Source organism: Frigidibacter sp. (assembly GCF_030695035.1).
Taxonomy (GTDB): domain Bacteria; phylum Pseudomonadota; class Alphaproteobacteria; order Rhodobacterales; family Rhodobacteraceae; genus Frigidibacter.
The window spans coordinates 792,828-811,679 of sequence record NZ_JAUYTT010000008.1 but is presented as its reverse complement, the minus strand read 5'-3'; the positions used below and the strand labels follow the sequence as shown (position 1 = coordinate 811,679).

Annotated in this window: 17 protein-coding genes; 10 read left to right on the top strand and 7 right to left on the bottom strand. The window is 68.6% G+C overall.

Translation table 11 applies throughout. From position 1 onward, the window contains the following. Nucleotides 1-10: 10 nt before the first annotated feature. Nucleotides 11-1,390, bottom strand: a complete 1,380-nt coding sequence (locus tag Q8S30_RS08060; RefSeq protein WP_305665496.1) for a hypothetical protein — start codon at nucleotides 1,388-1,390, stop codon at nucleotides 11-13. 4 nt (nucleotides 1,391-1,394) lie between these two features. Next, nucleotides 1,395-2,282 carry a sulfotransferase gene (locus Q8S30_RS08055; protein ID WP_305665495.1) on the bottom strand — a complete coding sequence of 296 codons (888 nt, stop codon included), beginning with the start codon at nucleotides 2,280-2,282 and terminating at the stop codon, nucleotides 1,395-1,397. Nucleotides 2,283-2,578: 296 nt separating this feature from the next. Here Q8S30_RS08055 and Q8S30_RS08050 point away from each other — a divergent pair, with 296 nt between their 5' ends. Both Q8S30_RS08050 and Q8S30_RS08045 read left to right on the top strand, forming a co-directional pair. Further along, a complete protein-coding gene (locus Q8S30_RS08050; protein WP_305665494.1) occupies nucleotides 2,579-3,580 on the top strand; it encodes a PHB depolymerase family esterase in 1,002 nt (333 codons plus the stop codon). A 25-nt stretch (nucleotides 3,581-3,605) separates the two neighbouring features. Further along, nucleotides 3,606-4,511: a hypothetical protein gene (locus tag Q8S30_RS08045; protein WP_305665493.1), complete on the top strand. Its 906-nt coding sequence runs from the start codon at nucleotides 3,606-3,608 to the stop codon at nucleotides 4,509-4,511. 10 nt (nucleotides 4,512-4,521) lie between these two features. On the opposite strand, the gene Q8S30_RS08040 is transcribed toward Q8S30_RS08045, so the two are convergent. Further along, entirely contained in the window at nucleotides 4,522-4,860 is a 339-nt protein-coding gene (locus Q8S30_RS08040) for a hypothetical protein (RefSeq protein ID WP_305665492.1), read from the bottom strand. Between the two features lie 272 nt (nucleotides 4,861-5,132). On the opposite strand from Q8S30_RS08040, the gene Q8S30_RS08035 reads away from it, so the two are divergent. From Q8S30_RS08035 to Q8S30_RS08000, 8 genes are all read left to right on the top strand, one after another. Next, complete coding sequence (locus tag Q8S30_RS08035) at nucleotides 5,133-6,692, top strand: alkaline phosphatase family protein (RefSeq protein WP_305665491.1); 1,560 nt, start codon at nucleotides 5,133-5,135, stop codon at nucleotides 6,690-6,692. A 67-nt stretch (nucleotides 6,693-6,759) separates the two neighbouring features. Then, a complete protein-coding gene (locus Q8S30_RS08030; RefSeq protein WP_305665490.1) occupies nucleotides 6,760-7,854 on the top strand; it encodes an alpha/beta fold hydrolase in 1,095 nt (364 codons plus the stop codon). Then, nucleotides 7,851-8,609: an SDR family oxidoreductase gene (locus Q8S30_RS08025; RefSeq protein WP_305665489.1), complete on the top strand. Its 759-nt coding sequence runs from the start codon at nucleotides 7,851-7,853 to the stop codon at nucleotides 8,607-8,609. Before Q8S30_RS08030 ends, Q8S30_RS08025 begins: the two co-directional genes overlap by 4 nt. A 13-nt stretch (nucleotides 8,610-8,622) precedes the next feature. Further along, a complete protein-coding gene (locus Q8S30_RS08020) occupies nucleotides 8,623-9,357 on the top strand; it encodes an SDR family oxidoreductase (RefSeq protein WP_305665488.1) in 735 nt (244 codons plus the stop codon). A 4-nt stretch (nucleotides 9,358-9,361) separates the two neighbouring features. After that, complete coding sequence (locus tag Q8S30_RS08015; protein WP_305665487.1) at nucleotides 9,362-10,876, top strand: hypothetical protein; 1,515 nt, start codon at nucleotides 9,362-9,364, stop codon at nucleotides 10,874-10,876. Beyond that, nucleotides 10,873-11,817, top strand: coding sequence for a PHB depolymerase family esterase (locus Q8S30_RS08010; RefSeq protein WP_305665486.1), 945 nt, complete (start codon nucleotides 10,873-10,875; stop codon nucleotides 11,815-11,817). The genes Q8S30_RS08015 and Q8S30_RS08010 overlap by 4 nt, the downstream gene beginning before the upstream one ends. Then, nucleotides 11,807-12,694, top strand: a complete 888-nt coding sequence (locus Q8S30_RS08005) for a class I SAM-dependent methyltransferase (RefSeq protein ID WP_305665485.1) — start codon at nucleotides 11,807-11,809, stop codon at nucleotides 12,692-12,694. The genes Q8S30_RS08010 and Q8S30_RS08005 overlap by 11 nt, the downstream gene beginning before the upstream one ends. A 33-nt stretch (nucleotides 12,695-12,727) precedes the next feature. Next, complete coding sequence (locus Q8S30_RS08000; protein ID WP_161347364.1) at nucleotides 12,728-13,015, top strand: acyl carrier protein; 288 nt, start codon at nucleotides 12,728-12,730, stop codon at nucleotides 13,013-13,015. 315 nt (nucleotides 13,016-13,330) lie between these two features. On the opposite strand, the gene Q8S30_RS07995 is transcribed toward Q8S30_RS08000, so the two are convergent. The 4 genes from Q8S30_RS07995 to Q8S30_RS07980 form a co-directional block, all read right to left on the bottom strand. Then, nucleotides 13,331-13,948, bottom strand: a complete 618-nt coding sequence (locus Q8S30_RS07995; protein ID WP_305665484.1) for a poly-gamma-glutamate hydrolase family protein — start codon at nucleotides 13,946-13,948, stop codon at nucleotides 13,331-13,333. Nucleotides 13,949-14,005: 57 nt separating this feature from the next. Further along, nucleotides 14,006-17,344: an efflux RND transporter periplasmic adaptor subunit gene (locus Q8S30_RS07990; protein ID WP_305665483.1), complete on the bottom strand. Its 3,339-nt coding sequence runs from the start codon at nucleotides 17,342-17,344 to the stop codon at nucleotides 14,006-14,008. A 192-nt stretch (nucleotides 17,345-17,536) separates the two neighbouring features. Beyond that, the gene (locus tag Q8S30_RS07985; protein WP_305665482.1) at nucleotides 17,537-17,986 is read right to left on the bottom strand and encodes a paraquat-inducible protein A; all 450 of its coding nucleotides are present in this window, start codon (nucleotides 17,984-17,986) and stop codon (nucleotides 17,537-17,539) included. 6 nt (nucleotides 17,987-17,992) lie between these two features. Then, nucleotides 17,993-18,754 (bottom strand): DNA repair protein, encoded by a 762-nt coding sequence (locus tag Q8S30_RS07980; RefSeq protein WP_305665481.1) that lies wholly within the window; start codon nucleotides 18,752-18,754, stop codon nucleotides 17,993-17,995. Nucleotides 18,755-18,852 lie beyond the last annotated feature (98 nt).

Sequence of the window (18,852 nt, the reverse complement as noted above, 5' to 3'; positions counted from 1 at the left end):
CACTACCGCGTCAGGCCAGCCACACGTCGAAGCCCGCCGAAACCTCTGCCAGATCCTCGCCGCCGCCGCGCAGGCGCGCTTGCGTCTGCAGCAGCTTGGTGTGGTTCGAGGTGCCGAGGAAGAACCCCACTGGCGTCGACAGCAGCGTGCGCACCCCGGTCGAGGTGACGGAGCCGTTGCCGTCGATCAGCACCGGCACCCAGGCCTCGCCATCCGTGCTGCCCCAGAGCTGATAGCCGCCGCGCAGGGGCGCACCGCCGCCGTTCATGGCGATGTCATTGGGCTCCCAGTTATGGGTGCCGATATAGAGTACGCCGTCATGCACGCCCATCGACCAGATCACCGAGTTGTAGGGGTCGCCAAGCCCCGGCCCCATCGCCGCAAGCGGGATTTTCAGCCCATCGGGGGTAAAGCGCGGCTCGCCGAAGATCAGATCCCAGCTGCCACCCTGGCGCACGCGGATCAGCTCGCAGGCGCAGGGGCCGACATCGTTGTCGACGTCATAGCCGAACCCGGGGATGCCCGAGCCGATGTAGAGATCGCCGCCGAATTCGGCCATCGCGGCGGTGGAGAGGTTGTGGTTGAAGCGGAAGGCGCCGTCGGTCAGCACCCGCTCCCACGCGTAGGGCGCATCGCCCTCGGCCCTGGTGCGCCACAGCTGGAAGCCGCGGGCGGGGCTGCCGGTGCCCGCATAGACATGGCCATGCGCGGAGCCAAGCGAGAAGACACCGCGGTTGACCGGATCGCCGAAGCCGGGGATGCAAGCCTCGGTCCAGATGCCGCTGGCCGGGTCGTCGCTGACCAGCACCACCGCCTGCGGCGCAAGGTTGCGGTCGATCCGCTCTTCGGTGATCGTGCCGGCGGGCGAGGCAAAGAGGCGCCCGCCAAAGACAGTCAGCCCGCGGAAGGACATCACCGTGTCATCGCCATTTCCGGGCGCCATCACCGGGGCGAAGGTGGTCCCATCCTCGGACCGCAGCACCTGCCCGCCCCAGATCGACATGGTGCCGGCGTAGAGGCAGGGGGCGGCATCGCTGGCGCCCTGGAAGACGGTCATGGAGCGGATGCCGAAATGCTCGCCCATCGCCCCGGCCGTGGCGTGCTGGCGCCGCATCCCGCCGCCGCCGCCGCTGCCCAGCCAGGCCGCCCGCGCCTGCGCAATGTCATCGAGCGGCAGGACCGGCGCCGCAAACACCTCGGCCCACTCCCCGGTGGCCGGATCGAGCCGATGGATGCGGCCCAGATCCTCGGGCCCGCGGGTGCTGGGAGAGCTGGTGCCGAGATAGAGCGCATCCCGGAACCAGGCCATCGAATGGGCCAGCGTGCTGCCGGGGTGGCCAAGGCCGCCGGTGGCGACCGGCTGGAACTGGGCCGCATCAAGAATGCTCATGCGATCATCCGTATCCAAATTGCCGCGACAGCCGCATGACGGGCTTGCTGAACTGCTCGCCCGGGCGCCAGTCGACATCGCCCTCCAGCGAGGGTTCGGTGATCCGCGCCAGCCGCGCCATATCCAGCGCCGGGGCGTTGAGGAAGTTGGGGTCATTGCCGAAGGGCGCCGAGGGCGGGCCGATACAGGCGAAGGGCGAGGTTTCGGGATGCAGCATCGCCTCGATGCTGGCGGCATCCGAAGACAGGCCCAGCCAGTCGCAGATCTGCGGCAGATAGAGCATCGGATCGGCCAGCATCATCTCGCCCTTGATCCGCATGTATTGGCCCACCGCCAGCTCGCGCGAGAACTCAAGGATGTGGCTCTGCGAGCGCAGCCAGACCTGTTCGGGATCGAACTCGGCCCGGCGCGAGGCGCCGCCGGCTCCATAGGCCTTCAGCAGCTCCAGCGTCGATTTGCCGGTACTACGGGGATGGCGGACCAGATGAAGGAAGCTGGCGGCCGGAAACATCCGGTGCAGCCGCTGCAGGTTCTCGACCTTCATGGTGTTGCGCGGGCTTTTGTCGACCAGCATCTTGCCGCCCGCAGCCTCGGAGATATGGGCGAAGACCTTGGCGGTGGACCAGTGCAACCGACGCTGGATCCAGTGGCGGGCGCGGATGACCGCTTCTTCGCTCTGCTCGCCCTCATGCAGTTCGGCCAGCAGGCGCAGCAGCCCGGCGGTGCCGAAGTTCAGCGCGGCGGTCAGCGAGTTCCAGATCTCGCCCAGGGTGTCGCCATGCGACAGGTTCACCTCTGGCATACCATAGACCTGGGGATGCTGCCCGATCATGCCGCCGATCACCGAGGTGAAGGACCGGGGCGGCGCAATGATGAACAACGGATCGGGCATCTGTGACTTTCTGCAAAATATGCAACAGCTTCTCGCGGCCGCCGGCGCCGAATCCGCGCCAGCCCTAAATTGCCGACTTTCGTCATAGCCTTGCGCGGCGATCAAAGCAACGTTGTGCGCAGGATTCCGCCAGCGCCCCATGGATGCTTGCTTGCGGGATTAGCGGGCAGGCAATAACCTGCGTTGCAGGACGTGGCTTTCTTTGCGGGGCCGCGGAACCCGCGCCGCGCCGCCGCGTTGCCGCAGCGGAACTTTCTGACGGAATACCTTTTGAACACCCGATGAGGAGCTTTTTGATGCGCCGAATCTTCCTGATTGCAACCACCACCCTTGCCATCGCCGCGACCCTTGGCTGCGCCGCGGCGCAGGACAGGCCGATCCGCGATGCCATCAAAGAGCGCCGCGCCGCCCGCGCTGCCGCCCCCGCAGCCCCTTCCAGCGTCGCCGGGATGCAGCTGGTGGAGATGAGCTTTCAGGGCCGGCCGCGGTCCTACTACGTCTATGTGCCGCGCGGGGCGCAGGGGCGCGGCGGGCTTTCGGCGGTGATGGTGCTGCATGGCGGGCAGGGCAGTGGCGAGGGAATCGCCTCCACCACCGGCATGACCAGCGCTGCCGATCAGGTCGGCTTCGTCGCGCTGTTCCCCAATTCGGATGGCAAGCAATGGAATGACGGGCGGGCCAGCACCCGGTCCAACATCGACGATGTGGGCTTCTTGCGCGCGGTGATCGCGGATGCCTCGGCGCGCTTCGGGGTGGACAGCTCGCGCGTTTTCGCCTCGGGCCTGTCGAACGGGGGCCTGATGACGCAGCGGCTGGCCTGCGATGCCGCCGGCAGCTTCCGCGCCTTTGGCGTGGTGGTGGCGAACATGCCGGCCGATCTGCGCGCCAGCTGTTCGCCCGCGCGCCCCGTGCCGATGATGTTCTTCAATGGCACCGCAGACAATCTGATGCCCTATGCGGGCGGCGAGATCAAATCGCTGAAGGCGCTTGGCATGGGCGCGGGCGGCGAGGTTCTGTCCTACGAGCAGACCAAGGCGTTTTGGGCGGGGGTGGATGGCTGCGGCGGCTCGACCGGCCAGGTGGCAGTGCCTGACCGCGCCAAGGACGGCACCGAGGTGTCGGTGGAACAGTTCCGCTCTTGCAGTGGTGGGGCCGAGTTGACCTTCTACACGGTCGAGGGTGGCGGGCATACCTGGCCGGGCTCGGCGGGCGGGCGCTCGCGCATGTCCGGCGCGGTGACGCAGGACATCAGCGCCACCAGCGAACTGGTGCGCTTCTTTGGCCGCTACGGCCTCTGACGCACGGACACGCCAGATGCACGATATGACACGTCCCCCGCCGGTCTTCGTGCTGGCCGCGCCGGGGGTGCCGGGGCAGACGCTGGTGGCGGCGCTGGGGCGCAACCCCGGCGCCTATGATCTGCCGGAATGCAATCTGGAACTGTCGGGCACGGTGGACAACCTGCTGCGCGAGATGACAGGAATGCGGCAGGGCCAGCTTCACGGGCTGCTCCGCTCGCTGTCGCATCTGCTGGTGGGCGAGCAGAGCATGGCTTCGGTGGAGATGGCGCGGCGCTGGCTGACGCGGCATATGCACCTGCCCACGGGCGCCGTGGCACAGCGGCTGGCGGCGATGATCGCGCCGCGGCGGATGGTGGCGCCGGTTACCTCGGCCCTGTTCGAGCCGGGCGGGACCGAGCGGTTGCTGGCCACGTTTCCGGATGCCGATTTCGTGCATCTGCAGATGCATCCGGTGGCGCAGGGCCGGGCGGTGATGGGCCAGTCGGGCGGCGCGGCGGCGATGCTGATGGGCGCGGTGGATGACAGCGTGTCGCCCCCCATGCCCGATGCGCAGGAGCTGTGGGCGATGGCCGAGGCTGGTGTGGCGGTGTTCCGCGCGGGGGTGGCGCCATCGCGGTTCCACGCGCTGCGGGTCGAGGATCTGGCAGCGGGTCCGGCGCTTGCGCTGGCGGGGCTGGCCGGAGCGCTGGCATTGCCCGCGGATGCGGCAGCGGTTGCGCGGATGCTGCGGCCCGAGGACTCGGCCTTTGCCGGGCCGGGGCCGTTCGGCGCGCATCTGGCCGGCGATGTGCTGGACCTTGCCGCGCTACGGGCGGCAGTGCCGGCCGCGGGGGCGGTGTCGCTGAAAGGCCCACTGCCCTGGCGCCCGGACGGGGGCGGGCTGCGCCCCGCGCTGCGAGATCAGGCCATGGCGATGGGATATTCCTGAAAGGGGCCCGTCATCCCTGCGACGAAACCACCCGGTCCAGCATGTCACGCTCTTCGATCAGCAGCGCCAGCACCGCTTCCAGCACCTCGATCCGATAATCCAGATCGCGCTTGCGCTCGGCCAGCTCTGCGGGGCTGTCCGACACGGTGATCGACTGCTGGCGCATGTCGATGAACACCGGGCTGGTCAGAAACTCCTGCACATGGCGCAGCCGTTCTTGCCGCAGCTTCTGGTCGCGCATCGCGTCCGAGACGATCTTGGCCGATCCTTCGTTCCGCGCCGCTGTGCCGCCCTCTTGCGTGCCGGGCGCTGCATCAGGGCCCGGTTCTGCGGCGAGGGGTCGGTTCATGGCGCTCTCCTTGATCGTGGTGCCTTGGCTTTGGTCTAGAGCGGGCGGCACAGTCTGACAAGTGTGCCGCGCGGCGCAGCTGCTGCGCACCCGCCACCCGCCGCAGCTTTTCGCCGGCCGCCGCACGGCAGCGTTGCAGCGTTGGAAAGAGTCTGTTAGGCCCTGATCTTATTGAATATGCGCTTAAAGGGGGCGTGCCCGTATCCGATTTCGGGGGCCGCAACCTGCACCGTCTGGATTTTTGGAGGGTTGTTGTGACGAATCGGGTTTTGATGATCGGTCTGGATGGCGCGACCTTTTCGCTGCTCCGTCCGCTGTCGCAGCAAGGCGTGCTGCCCTTCCTCACCAGCCTGATCCGCGGCGGCACTGCTGCGCAGCTGATGTCCACCCGCAACCCGCTGACCCCGCCGGCCTGGACCTCGATGACCACCGGGCGCAGCCCAGAGGTGCATGGCATCTACGACTTCCTGCGCCCCGCCTATCTGGACGATGGCAGCGTCTACCTGAAGGTCAACGACCGCCGCGACAACCATTGCGAGACGGTGTTCGCCATGGTCAACCGCCACAAGATGCGCGGCACCGCGCTCAACTTCTACGGCTACGCGCCGCCGCCGCAGATCGATGGCTATGTGGTCTCGGGCTTCGTGCCCTGGAAGCACCTACGCCACGGCATCCACCCGCAATCGCTGTTCGACAGCCTCAAGGCCTCCACCGATTTCGATTACCGCGACCTCGGCATGGATATTGGCGAGGAAAAGAAATGCGTGCAGGGCCTTCATGCCGGCGAGCATGAGGAGTGGATCGAGCTGCAGAACGTCCGCGACCGCGCCTGGACCGACGTAACCTGCCGGCTGATGACCGAAGACCGCACCGAGCTGACTGCCGTGGTTCTGGACGGGCCCGACAAGATCCAGCACCTGTTCTGGCGCTATCTCGATGCCGACTGCTACTCGGGCGAGCCGGGGGAGTGGACGGACCGCATCACCGCACTGGCGACCGATTTCTACCGGCAGATGGATGACAATATCCGCCGCATGGTCGAAACCGCCGGGCCGGAGACGAACGTCATCATCGTGTCCGACCACGGCTTTGGCCCGACGACAGAAATCCTCTACATCAACCAGTGGCTCGCCGAGAAAGGCTACCTCACCTGGACCGGCAAGGCGGAGGATGATGCCAAGGGCCAGCTGACCGCCGAGAAGATCCGTGACCATCTGGGCATGATCGACTGGCGCAAGACCGTGGCCTTCTGCCCGACGCCCTCGTCCAACGCGATCTATATCAAGCCCGACCTTGGCAATGGCCAGGGCATCAAGCCCGACGATTACCTTGCCTTCGTGCAGAACATGCAGGCCGAGCTGATGGAGTTGCGCGACGCCTCGGGCAAGCAGGTCGTCGTCGGCGCCTCGCCCAACAAGCTGCGCGGGCGCAGCTTTATCGAGCCTTGCCCGGACATCACGCTCAGCCTGCGAGATGGCGGGTTCGTGTCGATCCTGCCCTCGGATACCGTGGTCAAGGACCGGGTGTTGGCCGACGGCACCCACCGCCCCGAAGGCATCTTCATCGGCCACGGCCCCGCCTTCAAGTGCGGCGAGCAGCTGGAGCCGCTGAACCTGCTGGATATCACCCCGCTGATGCTGACGCTTCTGGGCCTGCCGGTGCCGCGCGATCTGGAAGGCCGGGTGCCGGTGGAGGCGCTGGAGCAGGGCATCACCGCCACCACCGGGGCTGCGACCGCGACTGTCGCTGCGGAGGCGGAGCGCGAGGAGGTGTCGGACGAGGACCGCGAGATCCTCCTGCGCCAGATGCAGAAGCTTGGCTACATGGATTGATGCTGACGCAGTCAGGGGAAAGGCAGGAACCACCGCAATGCCGTCCTTGACCCGTCAGGATCTGCGCATGAATTACCAGCTGGTCGGCGCCGATCTGCGGCCCGGGCAGGCGCCGGTGGCGATGATCCACGGGCTGGGGGCGAACCTTGCCTTCTGGTATCTGGGCGCGGTGCGGCATCTGGCCGCTGACCTGCCGATCCTGCTGCATGACCTGCGCGGGCATGGCGCAAGCTCGATGCCGCCCTCGCACTACCGCCTCCACGATCTTGCGGCGGATTTCGCCGCGCTGCTCGACCATCTGCAGATCGACCGCGCCCATGTCGTCGGCCACAGCCACGGCGCGCGGGTGGCGCTGGCCTTTGCCATCGCGCATCCAGACCGGGTGGCGAGCCTGACCGTCGCCGATACCCAGCTGCGCGCCCTGCAACGGCCGATGCGGCTGGCCGACTGGCCGCACTGGCCGCGCTGGAAGGCAGAACTGGCGGGGCAGGGCGTGACCAGCTTTCCGCCCGAGGATGCCGAGATCGACTTTCGCCTGCTGGCCGACCTCGGCCCCCGTGGCGGCGCGGCGCTGGCTGGCGCGCGCGGCGCGATGCGTGCGGTGAATGATGAGGCTGGCCCCGAGGATCCGCCGGAACTGTCGCTGCTTCCCGGAGCCGGTGGCGGGCGGCTTGCAGCCGCGCTCGCGCGGCCGGGGGCTGGCGCGCTGGCCGCAAGGATGCCGCGGCTTGCGGCGCTGGCGGCAGAGCGGGCGGCGCCCGACGCGCCCCGCCGTATCGATCTGCGCTCGCGCCAGATGGGCGCGCGCGGCAGCCAGAAATGGCAGACGCTGCTGGAGACCACGACCGCCGCCACCGAGCTGCAGGACGAGGGCGACGTGCCCGCCGACCGGCTGCCGGGGCTGACGATGCCGGTGCTGCTGATCTATGGTGCGCTGTCGCATTGCGTGCCAAGTTCCGAACGGCTGCTGGAGGTGATCCCCGATGCCCGGCGGATCATGGTGCCCAATGCCGGGCATTTCTTCCCCATCGTCAAGCCGCGCCTGTTCGCGCGCGCACTGCGCATGTTTGTGGCCGGCGTCGAAACTGCCGGCACCCCGGCGCGCGGGCGGTTCCGCGAGCGGGTGCAGGCCGCCCGCGCCGCGCGGATGCGGCCGCAATGACCGGCCCGCGCGTCAGCGTGGTGACGGGTGCCAGCAGCGGTATCGGCCGCGGCCTCGCGCTGGCGCTGGCGCGGCGCGGCGATCTGGTGCTGGCGGTGGGCCGCGATGCGGGGCGGCTGGCGATGCTGGCGGAGGCGCTGGCCGAAGCGGGGCCGGGGGCGCATCGCACGCTCAGCCTCGATGTGGCGAGCGAGGTCGACATGGGACGCCTCCGCGCCGAGGTGGAGGCGCTTGGCCGCGCCGACCTGATGATCGCCTCTGCCGCCGTGGGCCGCGCTGCCGGTGCCGCTTTGCCGCCTGCGACCCGCGATCTGCCACTGGCCGATTGGCAGCGCATGGTGGATGTGAACCTGCATGGGGTGTTCCTCGCCAACGCCGCCGTCCTGCCCCTGATGCGCGCGCAGGGGGATGGCGACATCGTCAATATCGGCTCCTCCACCACGCCCCACGGGCTGCGCGGCACCCCGCTGGCCCCCGCCTACAGCGCCACGAAGTTCGCGCTGGCCGCCTATGGGCGCGCGCTGGCGGAGGAGCTGGCGCCCGAGGGTGTCCGCGTCCGCACCGTCTTCCCCGGCCCGGTGGAAACCCCGCTGATCGCCGGAACAATGCTGGACGGCCCCTTTGGCGGGCGGATCAGCGAGGCCAATTTCGCCACCGCCCTGCTGGGGCTGATCGAGCTGGGGCGCGATATGGCGGTGCCCGACCCGCATCTGCTGCCGGTGCCGCAGCGCGGGCGGGCCCGCAAGAAAGCATAGCAAGGAGACCAACGTGCAAGACCTCTCGGGCCGCATCATCCTCATCACCGGCGCTGCCGGCGGCATCGGCGCCGCGACGGCCCGCGCGCTGGCAGGCGCCGGGGCCCATGCCGTGCTGGTGGACCGCGCAGGCGCGCCGCTGGAGGTGCTGGCGGCAGAGCTCGGGCCGGCGGCGACCGCTTTCCCCTCCGATGTCACCTCCGAGTCCGAAATGGCGCGGATGGCCGCGGAGACGCTGGCGGCGCATGGCCGCATCGACGGGCTGATCACCGCCGCCGGCATCTTGCGCACCGGCGGGCAGCCGCGGCCGCTGGCGGATACGTCCTATGAGGAATGGCGCACGATCATCGACGTGAACCTGACCGGCACCTTCCTTGCCAACCGCGCGGTGCTGCCGGCGATGCTGGCGCAGCGGCAAGGGGATATCATCAACATCTCCTCCACCTCGGGCCGGCAGGGGCGGGCCTTCGACGGCCCCTATTCCGCGTCGAAATTCGGGATCATCGGCCTGTCGGAATCGCTGGCCGAAGAGGTGCAGCGCGACGGGGTGCGCGTGCAGACGCTGCTGCCCGACGCGGTCGATACCGGGCTCTGGGGCCAGTCGGGCACCGTGGCGCTGAAGCCCCGCGCGATGCTGGCGCCGGACCGGGTGGCGGCCTTCATCCTCTATCTGCTGGGCCTGCCGCGGGACACGTTCCTCCTCAACTCTGTCATCGCGCCGGTGCCGCAGCGCGGGCGACGGGGATGATCCGATGACCGAGCAAAGCCCCGCACCGCTGATCCCCGACCACGGCCCCGCGCCCAAACGCGGGCTGTCGCGCACCGATTTCGACTGCTTGGGGCGTGCCGGGCTGGGGGACGGGCACAACAACTACGCCCATTCGATGGCCTGGTTCGGCGGCAAGCTCTATCTCGGCACCACCCGGTCCAACATGTGCATGCTGAAGTTCCAGTCGGCCTTCACCGAAGTCCCGCTGGAGGTTTGGCCGGTCGATTGCCCGGACACGCGCGACCAGCTCTACCAGCTGGACTTTCAGGCGCAGATCTGGTGCTGGGATCCGGCGAGCAGCGGCTGGGAGATGGTCTTCCGCGCCCCGATGGTGCCCGATGCCAATGGCAACCCGGTCCCGCGCGAGATCGGCTACCGGTCGATGGAGCTCTACCAAGGCCCCCGGGACGCCGAACCCGCCCTCTACATCGCCACATGGGCGCCGGGCCGCGCGCCGGGCGGGCTGATCCTGCGCACCACCGATGGCCGCAGCTTCGAGCCGGTGACGGAGTACGGCATCATCGACCCGCCCATCTCCACCACCCGCTCGCTGACCTCGTTCCGCGGCCGCCTGCACTTTGCCCCCACCGCCCGGCGCGGCACCGATGGCGGCCAGCAGAACACCGCGGGGCTGCCCTTCGTCTTTGCCAGCGACGACCCCGCCTCGGGCAACTGGACTGCAGCCAACGAACATGGCTTTGGCGAGCCCGGCAACCTTGGCATCTTCAGCCTCGCGGTGGCGAATGACCGGCTTTATGCGGGCACGTTGAACCTTGAGGGGCTGCAGGTCTGGGTGACCGATGGCGACACCCCGCCGCCCTATCGCTGGCGCAAGGTCATCGACAAGGGCGCCGGGCGCGGCCCGCTCAATCAGGCGGTCGCCTCGATGACCGAGTTCAAGGGCGCGCTCTATGTCGGAACCGGCATTCAGGGCGGCGGCAATGACCGGGTCAACAAGATCGGCCCCGCGGCGGCAGAGGTGCTGCGCGTCAATGCCGATGACAGCTGGGACGTGATCGTCGGCGATCTGGATGATGACGGGCGCGAGCCGCTCAGCGGGCTGAAGGCGGGCTTTGGCCATTTCTTCAACGGCTACATGTGGTCGATGACGGCGCATGACGGCTGGCTCTATTGCGGCACCTATGACTGGTCGGTGACGTTGCGATGGGCGCGCTTCGATGCCGCGCCCGAACGGGTGCGCAAGCTGCTGGCGCTGCTGGGGGCCGAGAAGATCATCGCCGCCGAGGGCGGAGCGGACCTCTGGCGCAGCGCCGATGGCGAGAACTGGCTGCCGGTCTGCCGCAAGGGCTTTGGCAATGCCTATAACTGGGGCATCCGCAACCTCGTCTCCACCCCCGCCGGGCTGTTCATGGGCACGGCCAATGTCTTCGGCCCACGGGTGGCTGTGCGCGACGGGCAGGGCGGCTGGACCTACGAAGACAACCCCGATGGCGGGCTTGAGGTCTGGCTGGGCCGCAGCGCAGGGGGCGAGGCATGACGCTCCGGCCCCGCGCCCCGTCGCCTTTCCGCATGGCCGCCGCGCGGCCCGCCGCGCAGTGGGCCCATGAGCGTGCGGCGCCCGGCCCGCTGCTGCCACAGGCGCTGCGCCCGCTCTCGGTGCCCACCGCGCAGGGGCTGCGGCTGGCGCATGTGGCCCCCGGTGCCGGCGCGGCGGGCCTGCGGGTACTGGCCTTCCACGGCGGCGGCGGCGACTCGCGCCGCTTTGCCGGGCGCGCGCGGCTGCATGAGGCTCTGCAGGGCCATGCCGGCAGCGTGGTCTATCCGCAGGCCGAGGGGCATTGGGCCGATGGCCGCCCGGGGATTGAGCCCGGCTGGCAGGCCGATCTGGCGCTGGTGCAGGCACTGGCCGAAGGCGCGCCCGCGCCGCTCTGCCTTGCGGGCGCCTCGAACGGCGGCATGTTCGCGCTGCGCCTTGCATGCGAGTTGGCGGTGCCGCCCACCGCCGTGGTCGCCGTGTCCGCCGCCATGCCCGCCGATCTGGCCTTGCGCGCGCCCCTTGGCCCGCCGGTGCCGCTGATGTTGGTGCAATGGACCGAGGATCCGCTGCTGCCCCATGCCGGTGGTCCTGTCGCGGCGCGCGGCGGTGTCGGGCTCGGCCAGCGCGGCCGGGTGCTGGGGGCCGAGGAGACGGTGGCCTTCTGGCGCGCCCGCAACCGCTGTTCCGGCCCCCCGCGCCACCGGCAGGCGCGCATTTCGGGCCAGCGCGCCGAGATCCATGCCTGGAGCGGCGGCGCAGGCGGCGCGGACCTCTGGCGCGTGCTGTTGCAGGGCAACGGCCATGGCTGGCCCTCCCGCGCCCCCGGTGCCGGGCTGGCGGGCAGCCTCGAACAGATGGCGGCACGTTTCTTGATCTGGTTTTCGCAAAAGGACCGGCCGGGGAATGCCGGCCTGGAAGGAGTTTCCCACGATGTCATTTGAACTGGTCGACACCACCTATGAGCCCTATTCGCAGGACCCGGGCTACATTGCCGCGAACGAGGCGCTGATCGACGGCATCGCGCTGGAGGGTGTCTCCCGCGTTGCCGATCTGGCCTGCGGCACCGGCCTGCTGTCGCAGCTGCTGATCCGCCGCGCGCCGAACCTCACTGTCTGCGCCATCGACCTCGACCCGGTGCAGATCGGCATCGCCACCCGCACCTTCCAGGATCAGGGCGTGCGCGTGGTGGACAGCCTCGAGGCGCTGCGCGCCGCCGGCGCCGGCGCCGTGCATCTGCGCGCCGCCAGCGCGATGGAGCTGCCCTTTGACGATGGTGAGATCGACCTGATCGTGCAGGGCAACTCCATCCACCTGATGCCCGACCGCGCGGCGTTCCTGCGTGAGGTGGCGCGGGTGCTGCGCCCCGGCGGGCGGTTCGTGTTCAACAGCGTCTTCTATGTAGGCACCTTCGTGCCCGGGTCCGAGGCCGTGTTCTCGGAATGGATGAAAGAGGCGGTACTGGTGCTGAACCGCATGAACGCCGAACGCGCCGCCCGCGGCGAGCCGGGCATCCCGCGCAAGCGCGGCACTCATGGCCGCGCCTTCCAGAAAGACTGGCTGTCCGCCGAAGGCTGGAGCGCGGCACTGTCCGAGGCCGGAATCGACACGTTCAGCGCCGGCCACCGCCCGGTGCCAATCTCGCAAAAGGGCCTGCAACTGGTCGGCGCCTATGGCGGCCTCGCCGAGGTGCTGATGAGCGGCTACCCCGTCGATATCGCCAGCGAATGCCTGCAGGAGGGCGCCGTGCGCGCGTTTGAAAACCTCGGCATCACCGAAGTGCCGCGCAACTGGCTGGAAATCACCGCCGTGCGCCGCTGAAGACCCAACAGACACTCAGGAAGGGACAGGACTATGACCGATACACTGGCACTGCAGACGACCGTGATCACCGTGCTGGAAGACACGGTGCGCGACTGGGACATGGATCTGGAGGGCGGCATCACCGCCACCACCACGCTGATCGGCGATCTGGCGTTCGAATCCATCGACGTGGTGCAATTCGCCGTCGCGCTGGAACAGGCGCTTGGTAAGAAGGGCCTGCCGTTTGAAAAGCTGTTCATCGAGGACGGCGCCTATGTCGATGACGTCTCGGTGACGCAGGTGGTGGAGTTCCTGAAGGCCGAACTCGTCGCGGGGTGAGGGGCGGGGGGCTTGAAGCGCTGCGCTGAACCGGCAGGGGGGCCGCAGCGCTGACCCCTACCGGCTTGGCCCCGGCGCGATCAGGGGACTTGCCAGTGGCAAGTCACCCGCGCCGGTTGCCCGGAGGCGCAAGCCGCAGGGCAAGGGGTGGAGACATGGGCTCTATGGGTGCCAAATTCTGATGGGTCCGCCCGGGTGGGCACGAATGTGCCCGCCCCCCGCAGGGCGGGCACAGCAGAATTTCGTCGACGGCCGAAATTCTGCGGGGCGCCTTTTACTGCCGAAGCGATAGATGGCGTGCGCAGTATTCTTTCGTCAGATTTCGTTGGAAAGTGCCTTGTTGATAGCGCCGGCAAAGCGTTCAAGCTCTTCCTTGTCCGAAATGAGCCTGGTCCTTAGAGATATAGGAATTTCAAGTTGCACACCCTTTTTAGATGTTCCTCTGTTGCAGATGTTCTGCGGATTTAAGGCAGGGAACCTCTTGCAAGGCGCTTCAATAGGGAATCCCGCTTTCTTCAGTTGCTGCGCAATCTTTTGCCCGGTGTCAGTATCAAGGCCGCCAATGCAAGTGGTATTGGGATCGTCTTCGTCGCAACGACCATGAATGGCAACAATGCGGGCTGATTTTTCGGCGATCTTAAGAGCCTGCGGCTCGTCATAGTTGGCCGATGTCACATGTAATTCTTGATTTCGCTCACTCATTATCCCCTCAAACAGGTAGAGAGAAAGGTCATCTCCTGCAATCTTTCGAGCAATTTGAGATGTATGCAGTTCAATTTTTCCACCGTGAGGTGCCATGATTAGATCATCGGTCTTCCCCTCCACAACGATTATTCGATAGTCACCGTCTTCAATTTTTTCCGAAAAGAGTTTCTCGAAGTTTGTATATTTATCTTTGGCCACATCTCTCTCCAAAAAACTCTCGTCGCACATTCGGCGCTGGCCGAGTGGTTGGCCCTGCGCAATACCTCAGGCCCAACCGCCTCCCCCTCACGGGATCCACGACCACACCTCGATCTGGAAGAACCGCACGATCCGGCGCAGATACGCCTCCCAGGTCCGCATCTCGGCGCCCTCGATCTTGGCATAGCCGGTCATGCCCGAGCGCAGCCGCCCGTCGGGGTTGGGGAAGGCGGCATCGACGCGCACGGTGCTGCCATAGCCCTCCTGCTCGGCGGCCTGGGCGATGCTTTCCACCGTTCCCGGGATCTCGTCATCGCTGGCGCCCCAGGCTTTCAGCCGCACCTCGCGGCCCGGGGCGATCAGCGCGATGTCGGATTCGGGAACCGAGATGGCGGCGCGCACCACATCGGCATCCTCGATCTCCAGCAGCGTCTCGCCCACCCGCAGGAAGCTGCCATTGCGCAGTTCCAGATCGGGGGTCACCACGCGGCCCTCCATCGGCGCGCTGATCCGTGTGCGCTCCAGCTCATCGCGGCGGAACTGCAGCTCCAGCGTCAGGCGGTCCACCTCGGCGCGGGCAATGGCCAGCTCCTCGGTGGTGGCGGCGCTTTGCACCAGCACCAGTTCGGCCCGCGCCACCTCCAGCCCGGCCATATCGGCATCATAGGCCGCCTGCGCCTTTTCGAATTGCGCCTGGCTGACGGCGCCGGTCCCGACCAGATCGCGGGCGCGCTCCGCCTCGGCGCGGGAAAAGGCTAGGCTCGCCTCGGCGCTTTGCAGCTCGCGCCGCGCCACCTCCACCTCTTCGGGCTTGGCGCCGGCCTCCAGCCGGGCAAGGCTGGCGGCGGCGCCGGCCAGCATCGCCTCGGTCACCGACACCTCGCGCGACTGGTTCCAGCTGGACATCTGCGCCACGACCTGACCGCGGGCGACGCTTTCGCCCTCGGCCACATAGATCTCGATGATCTCGCCTTCGGTGCGCGCCACCGCCTGACCGCGCGAGACCGGCAGGATCTGCACCAGCCCCCCCGCCTCATAGTTGTAGGGCAGGAAGGCGACGCTCAGCAGCGCGATGCCGATCACCGACCAGACCACCTTGGCACTGCCCGACAGCGCCGGTTCGGCCTCGGCGCCCGGTTTCGGCGCGCGCCCGGCCATCAGCAGGCGTGCGAGATCGGCCTGCCCCTCGCCGCCGCGCATCTGCGCCGCACGGCGCCCGATGCTGGCGCGCATCGCCACCAGCCACAGCAGGAAGGCCGCGACGAGGCCGAGGAAGAAGATCACCCCCAGCCCGCCCAGTTCCGTCTCCAGCGTCAGGGCGCCATAGATGGCGATGCCGAGGCCCGCCGCGACCGAGGTCAGCACCGTGCCGATCCCGAACAGCGCCAGCGGCCAGAGGTCAGAGCGCGCGATCATCGGCGGCAGCGCGCGGCCGGTGAAGATGTGGCGCGCGGCCATCCAGGCCTTGGGCAGCAGCCGCGGCTCGTTGAGATAGGTGGAAATCCAGCGCATCCCGTCGGCGGGCACCAGTGGCAGTGCGGTGGTCAGGAACATCGCAAGGCCGAACTGACTGATGATCAGCGCCATCTGCGGCAGCCAGGTGCCACTGTCACGGGTGATCGCCCAGATCAGCATCCCGCCCGCGAACAGCCACAGCCGCGCCAGCAGCGGCGCGCCATGCGCCCAAAGCTGGCCGCGCCGGTCCAGCGCCGGCACCCCCGCCAGATCGACGAAGAACCGCGGCAGAAAGCCGAAGACCAGCATCAGCCCCAGCCCGGAAACCTTGCCGCCATGCCCGACGATCGCCACCCCTTGGGCAAGGCGCGAGGCGAGGTTGGCCGAGAACAGCCCGATCAGCAGCATGGTCAGCGTGGCATAGCTCGACAGCACCAGCGACAGGTCGGCGGCCAGTGCCTGCCAGTTCTGCAGCATGGTCAGCCCGGCCATCAGCACCACCGGGATCACCAGCGGATGCAGAATCTGGAACGGATAACACAGGATATACAGCAGCTTGAGCAGCGGAGTCGGGTTGAACAGCGTCAGGCTTGCCGCGCGCCCGGTGCCCCGCTCGGCGCTGGCAGGAACACCGCCCGCCATCTGCTGCTGGCGCGCGGCAAGGGCCGCCAGCAGGCGCTCGCCGCCGCCACCCATAGCACCGGCCATTCCACCGCCGCCCCCGAAGCCGCCGCCTCCGCCGAAGCCCCCGCCCATGCCGCCGCCCATGCCGCCGCCGCCGGCGCTGAAGCCTCCACCCCCGGCGGCGCCCGAGATGCCTCCAGCGCGGCCGGCGAAGCGCCCGCTTCCCAGGCCGCCCGCCAGTCCGCCACCGACCCCGGGGCCATAAAGCCCGTCGCCGAGCCCGAAATCGGCGTCATCGAAGGGATCGCCGCGAACGGGGGCCGGCGCGGCCGGCACCAGAGCTGTTGAGCCGGGCGGCGCAAGCCGTGGCACCTCGGCCGGAGCGGTGGCTGGCGTCTCTGGATCGGCTGCCGCGGCGGAGGGTGCTTCTGGCGCTGCTTTTGCAGCGGCGGTCTTGGGTGCCTCCGGCGCCGCCTCTGCCGCGCCGCGGGTCTGGGCTGCGCGCCGTCGGGCGAGCCCGCGGGCGAGGGGGCCGGGGGTAGGTGTCGGGGCTTGCGGGGCCGCATTCCCCGGGGGCGCAGGCTCTTGCGCCGCCACCGGGGTACTCTCCAGCGCAGCTTCGGGGGAGGTTTTCGCCGGGGTAGGAGTCGGAACCGTAGGCGTCGCCACTTGCGGTGCGGCTTCCACCGCGTCGCCTGCATCCGCCGAACTGGACGGCGCCTTGCGGACGCGGCGCGCGTCGGACGCTGCCGTTCGGCGGGCGGCGGCCTTTTCGGCGCCCATCGCCTTGCGGTCGGCGGGCGTGCTGTCGCCAACCGGGGCATCGCTGCGCAACGCCTCGCCCAGAATGAAGGCATCCTGCGCCGTCTGGCTGGCGGGGGCGGAATCGACGGCGGTCTTGCGCCCCGTGGGTTTTCCGGCCCGTCCCATCAACCCGCGGCGCCGGGCAGCAAGCGCGGCAGGTGGCGCTGCGGCGGGTTCAGCCGGCGCGGGGGCTGGCTCAGGTTGGGGCTCTGTAGGTGCCTCTGCCTCCGGCATCAGCAGGCCGAGGATCTGCAGCCGCCGGAAGAACTCCACCACCTCGCGGGCGCCCATGCCTTCGGAGAAGCGCCTGGCATGGCTGGCATGGATCTCGCGCAGCGTGGCTCGGCCGGTCGCGGCGCCGGCCAGCGCATGTTCCTCGGCGCTGAAGCTGAACTGCTTGCCGCTGCCCGGGTCCACCAACCGGATCCGCGCCGCGCCGCCGCCCTGATTTTCATACACCACCGTCAGATCAGCGCGCAGCTTTGGCTGTCCTTCGGCCTGCTGGGCTGCGATTTGGTCGAAGGGATCATTGGCTTCGGGCATCACGGGCTCCAACGGCGCGCGGGCTGCGCGAGGCTTGCGCGGCAAGCCCGGTCTGTCGTTTCCGACCCGTCGCGGCAATATCCGCGGTCAATAAGGGGTTTCGGACCCGCAGGGCCGGACTAAGCGTGCATCAATATATCCCTGAAATTACGTTCAAATCCCTCACCGGGCAAGATGGCAAATGCCGCTGCGTCAGCGCCGCCTGCTGCCGAGCGACACCGCCAGCGAGGCAAGGATGCAACCGGTAAACAGATACAGCCCCCACGCCGTCTCCACCCGCCCCATGCCGACGCCCTTGGCGAGCACGATGTAAAGCGCGATCAGGAACACATCCGCCATCGCCAGCTTGCCCAGGATCTGCAGCAGCGGCAGCAACCGTGGGGGCAGCCTGCCAAAGTGGATCAGCGCCAGCAGCACGGTCTTGGCATAGGGCGCGACCAGCGCGAGGAAGGCGACCAGCAGCGCCAGGGCCGGGTCCTTCTCCCAGATCGCCTGCAGGCCGGTCAGCACAGAGATCGCCGGCAGGTCGAAGAACGGCAGCAATCCGGCGCGCAGCAAGGGCGCCGCCCAGGACAACGGGAACAGCACCAAGAGCGCGAGGTTCACGGCGATCAGCGGGGTAAGCTTGGGACGTGGGGGCATCCGGTCCTATTTCTGCGGGCGCATCGGCAGCACATTGGCCTCGCGTGTGTCTTCGACATCATAGCCAAGCGCGGGCAGGATTTCCCGCAGATCCGCCTCCAGCCGGCGGAACTGCGCAGCCGCCTGCCGCTCATCGGCCTCCACATCCTGCAGCCAGGTCTTCAGCGCGTCGCAGGTCTGGCGGGCGGCGGCCATGCGCTCGCGGAAGGCTTCGGTCTCTTGCTGGCGCTGCTCGAGGAAGGTCTTGGCCCGCGCGACCTTCTCGTCGGAATACACCCGCGCCAGATCGCGGCTGGCATGGCTCATCTGTGCGGCGAGGTCGAGCAGTTCCGGCTCCAGATGCCCCAGATCGGGGTGGCGGCGCAGATGCTCGATCCGTTCGCGCATCGCGTCATATTCGGCCGACAGGGCGAAGCTGCCGGCGCGGTCGGCGGCATGGGCGGCGTGATAGGCGCGGGCGACATCGGCAAGGTCGATGCGAAAGCTGCGATGGCTGCGCTCCAGCCGCGCCACGCGGCCATGCGCGGGCAGGTAGAACAGCAGCGCGAGGGCCAGCACCGCCAGCGCGATCTGCACCCACATCCCTGCATCCGGCAAGGGCGCGCCGTTCCAGCTGGCCTCCAGCCCGATCCAAGGGAGCACGCCCGCCAGCGCCAGCCCGGCGGAGCCCACCGCGATCAGCGCCAGCGCGGCGATCAGCCCCAGCCCCAACCCATGCGCAATCCTTTGCAGCTGCGGGAAAGCTCCCGTCCCTCGATACTCACCCATCCCGCGCCCCCCAGCGTGTTCGCCGCAAAGTGTCGCAGCGTCAGGGTGAAAAGCAAGACGGTTGTTCTGCGCTGTGGCGTGGCGGAAACAATCAGGGC

Coding starts and splice junctions, on each gene's coding strand:
- Q8S30_RS08060 (WP_305665496.1), bottom strand. CDS start 1,390: ATGAGCATTCTTGATGCGGCCCAGTTCCAGCCGGTCGCCACCGGCGGC.
- Q8S30_RS08055 (WP_305665495.1), bottom strand. CDS start 2,282: ATGCCCGATCCGTTGTTCATCATTGCGCCGCCCCGGTCCTTCACCTCG.
- Q8S30_RS08050 (WP_305665494.1), top strand. CDS start 2,579: ATGCGCCGAATCTTCCTGATTGCAACCACCACCCTTGCCATCGCCGCG.
- Q8S30_RS08045 (WP_305665493.1), top strand. CDS start 3,606: ATGACACGTCCCCCGCCGGTCTTCGTGCTGGCCGCGCCGGGGGTGCCG.
- Q8S30_RS08040 (WP_305665492.1), bottom strand. CDS start 4,860: ATGAACCGACCCCTCGCCGCAGAACCGGGCCCTGATGCAGCGCCCGGC.
- Q8S30_RS08035 (WP_305665491.1), top strand. CDS start 5,133: ATGATCGGTCTGGATGGCGCGACCTTTTCGCTGCTCCGTCCGCTGTCG.
- Q8S30_RS08030 (WP_305665490.1), top strand. CDS start 6,760: ATGAATTACCAGCTGGTCGGCGCCGATCTGCGGCCCGGGCAGGCGCCG.
- Q8S30_RS08025 (WP_305665489.1), top strand. CDS start 7,851: ATGACCGGCCCGCGCGTCAGCGTGGTGACGGGTGCCAGCAGCGGTATC.
- Q8S30_RS08015 (WP_305665487.1), top strand. CDS start 9,362: ATGACCGAGCAAAGCCCCGCACCGCTGATCCCCGACCACGGCCCCGCG.
- Q8S30_RS08010 (WP_305665486.1), top strand. CDS start 10,873: ATGACGCTCCGGCCCCGCGCCCCGTCGCCTTTCCGCATGGCCGCCGCG.
- Q8S30_RS08005 (WP_305665485.1), top strand. CDS start 11,807: ATGTCATTTGAACTGGTCGACACCACCTATGAGCCCTATTCGCAGGAC.
- Q8S30_RS08000 (WP_161347364.1), top strand. CDS start 12,728: ATGACCGATACACTGGCACTGCAGACGACCGTGATCACCGTGCTGGAA.
- Q8S30_RS07995 (WP_305665484.1), bottom strand. CDS start 13,948: ATGTGCGACGAGAGTTTTTTGGAGAGAGATGTGGCCAAAGATAAATAT.
- Q8S30_RS07990 (WP_305665483.1), bottom strand. CDS start 17,344: ATGCCCGAAGCCAATGATCCCTTCGACCAAATCGCAGCCCAGCAGGCC.
- Q8S30_RS07985 (WP_305665482.1), bottom strand. CDS start 17,986: ATGCCCCCACGTCCCAAGCTTACCCCGCTGATCGCCGTGAACCTCGCG.
- Q8S30_RS07980 (WP_305665481.1), bottom strand. CDS start 18,754: ATGGGTGAGTATCGAGGGACGGGAGCTTTCCCGCAGCTGCAAAGGATT.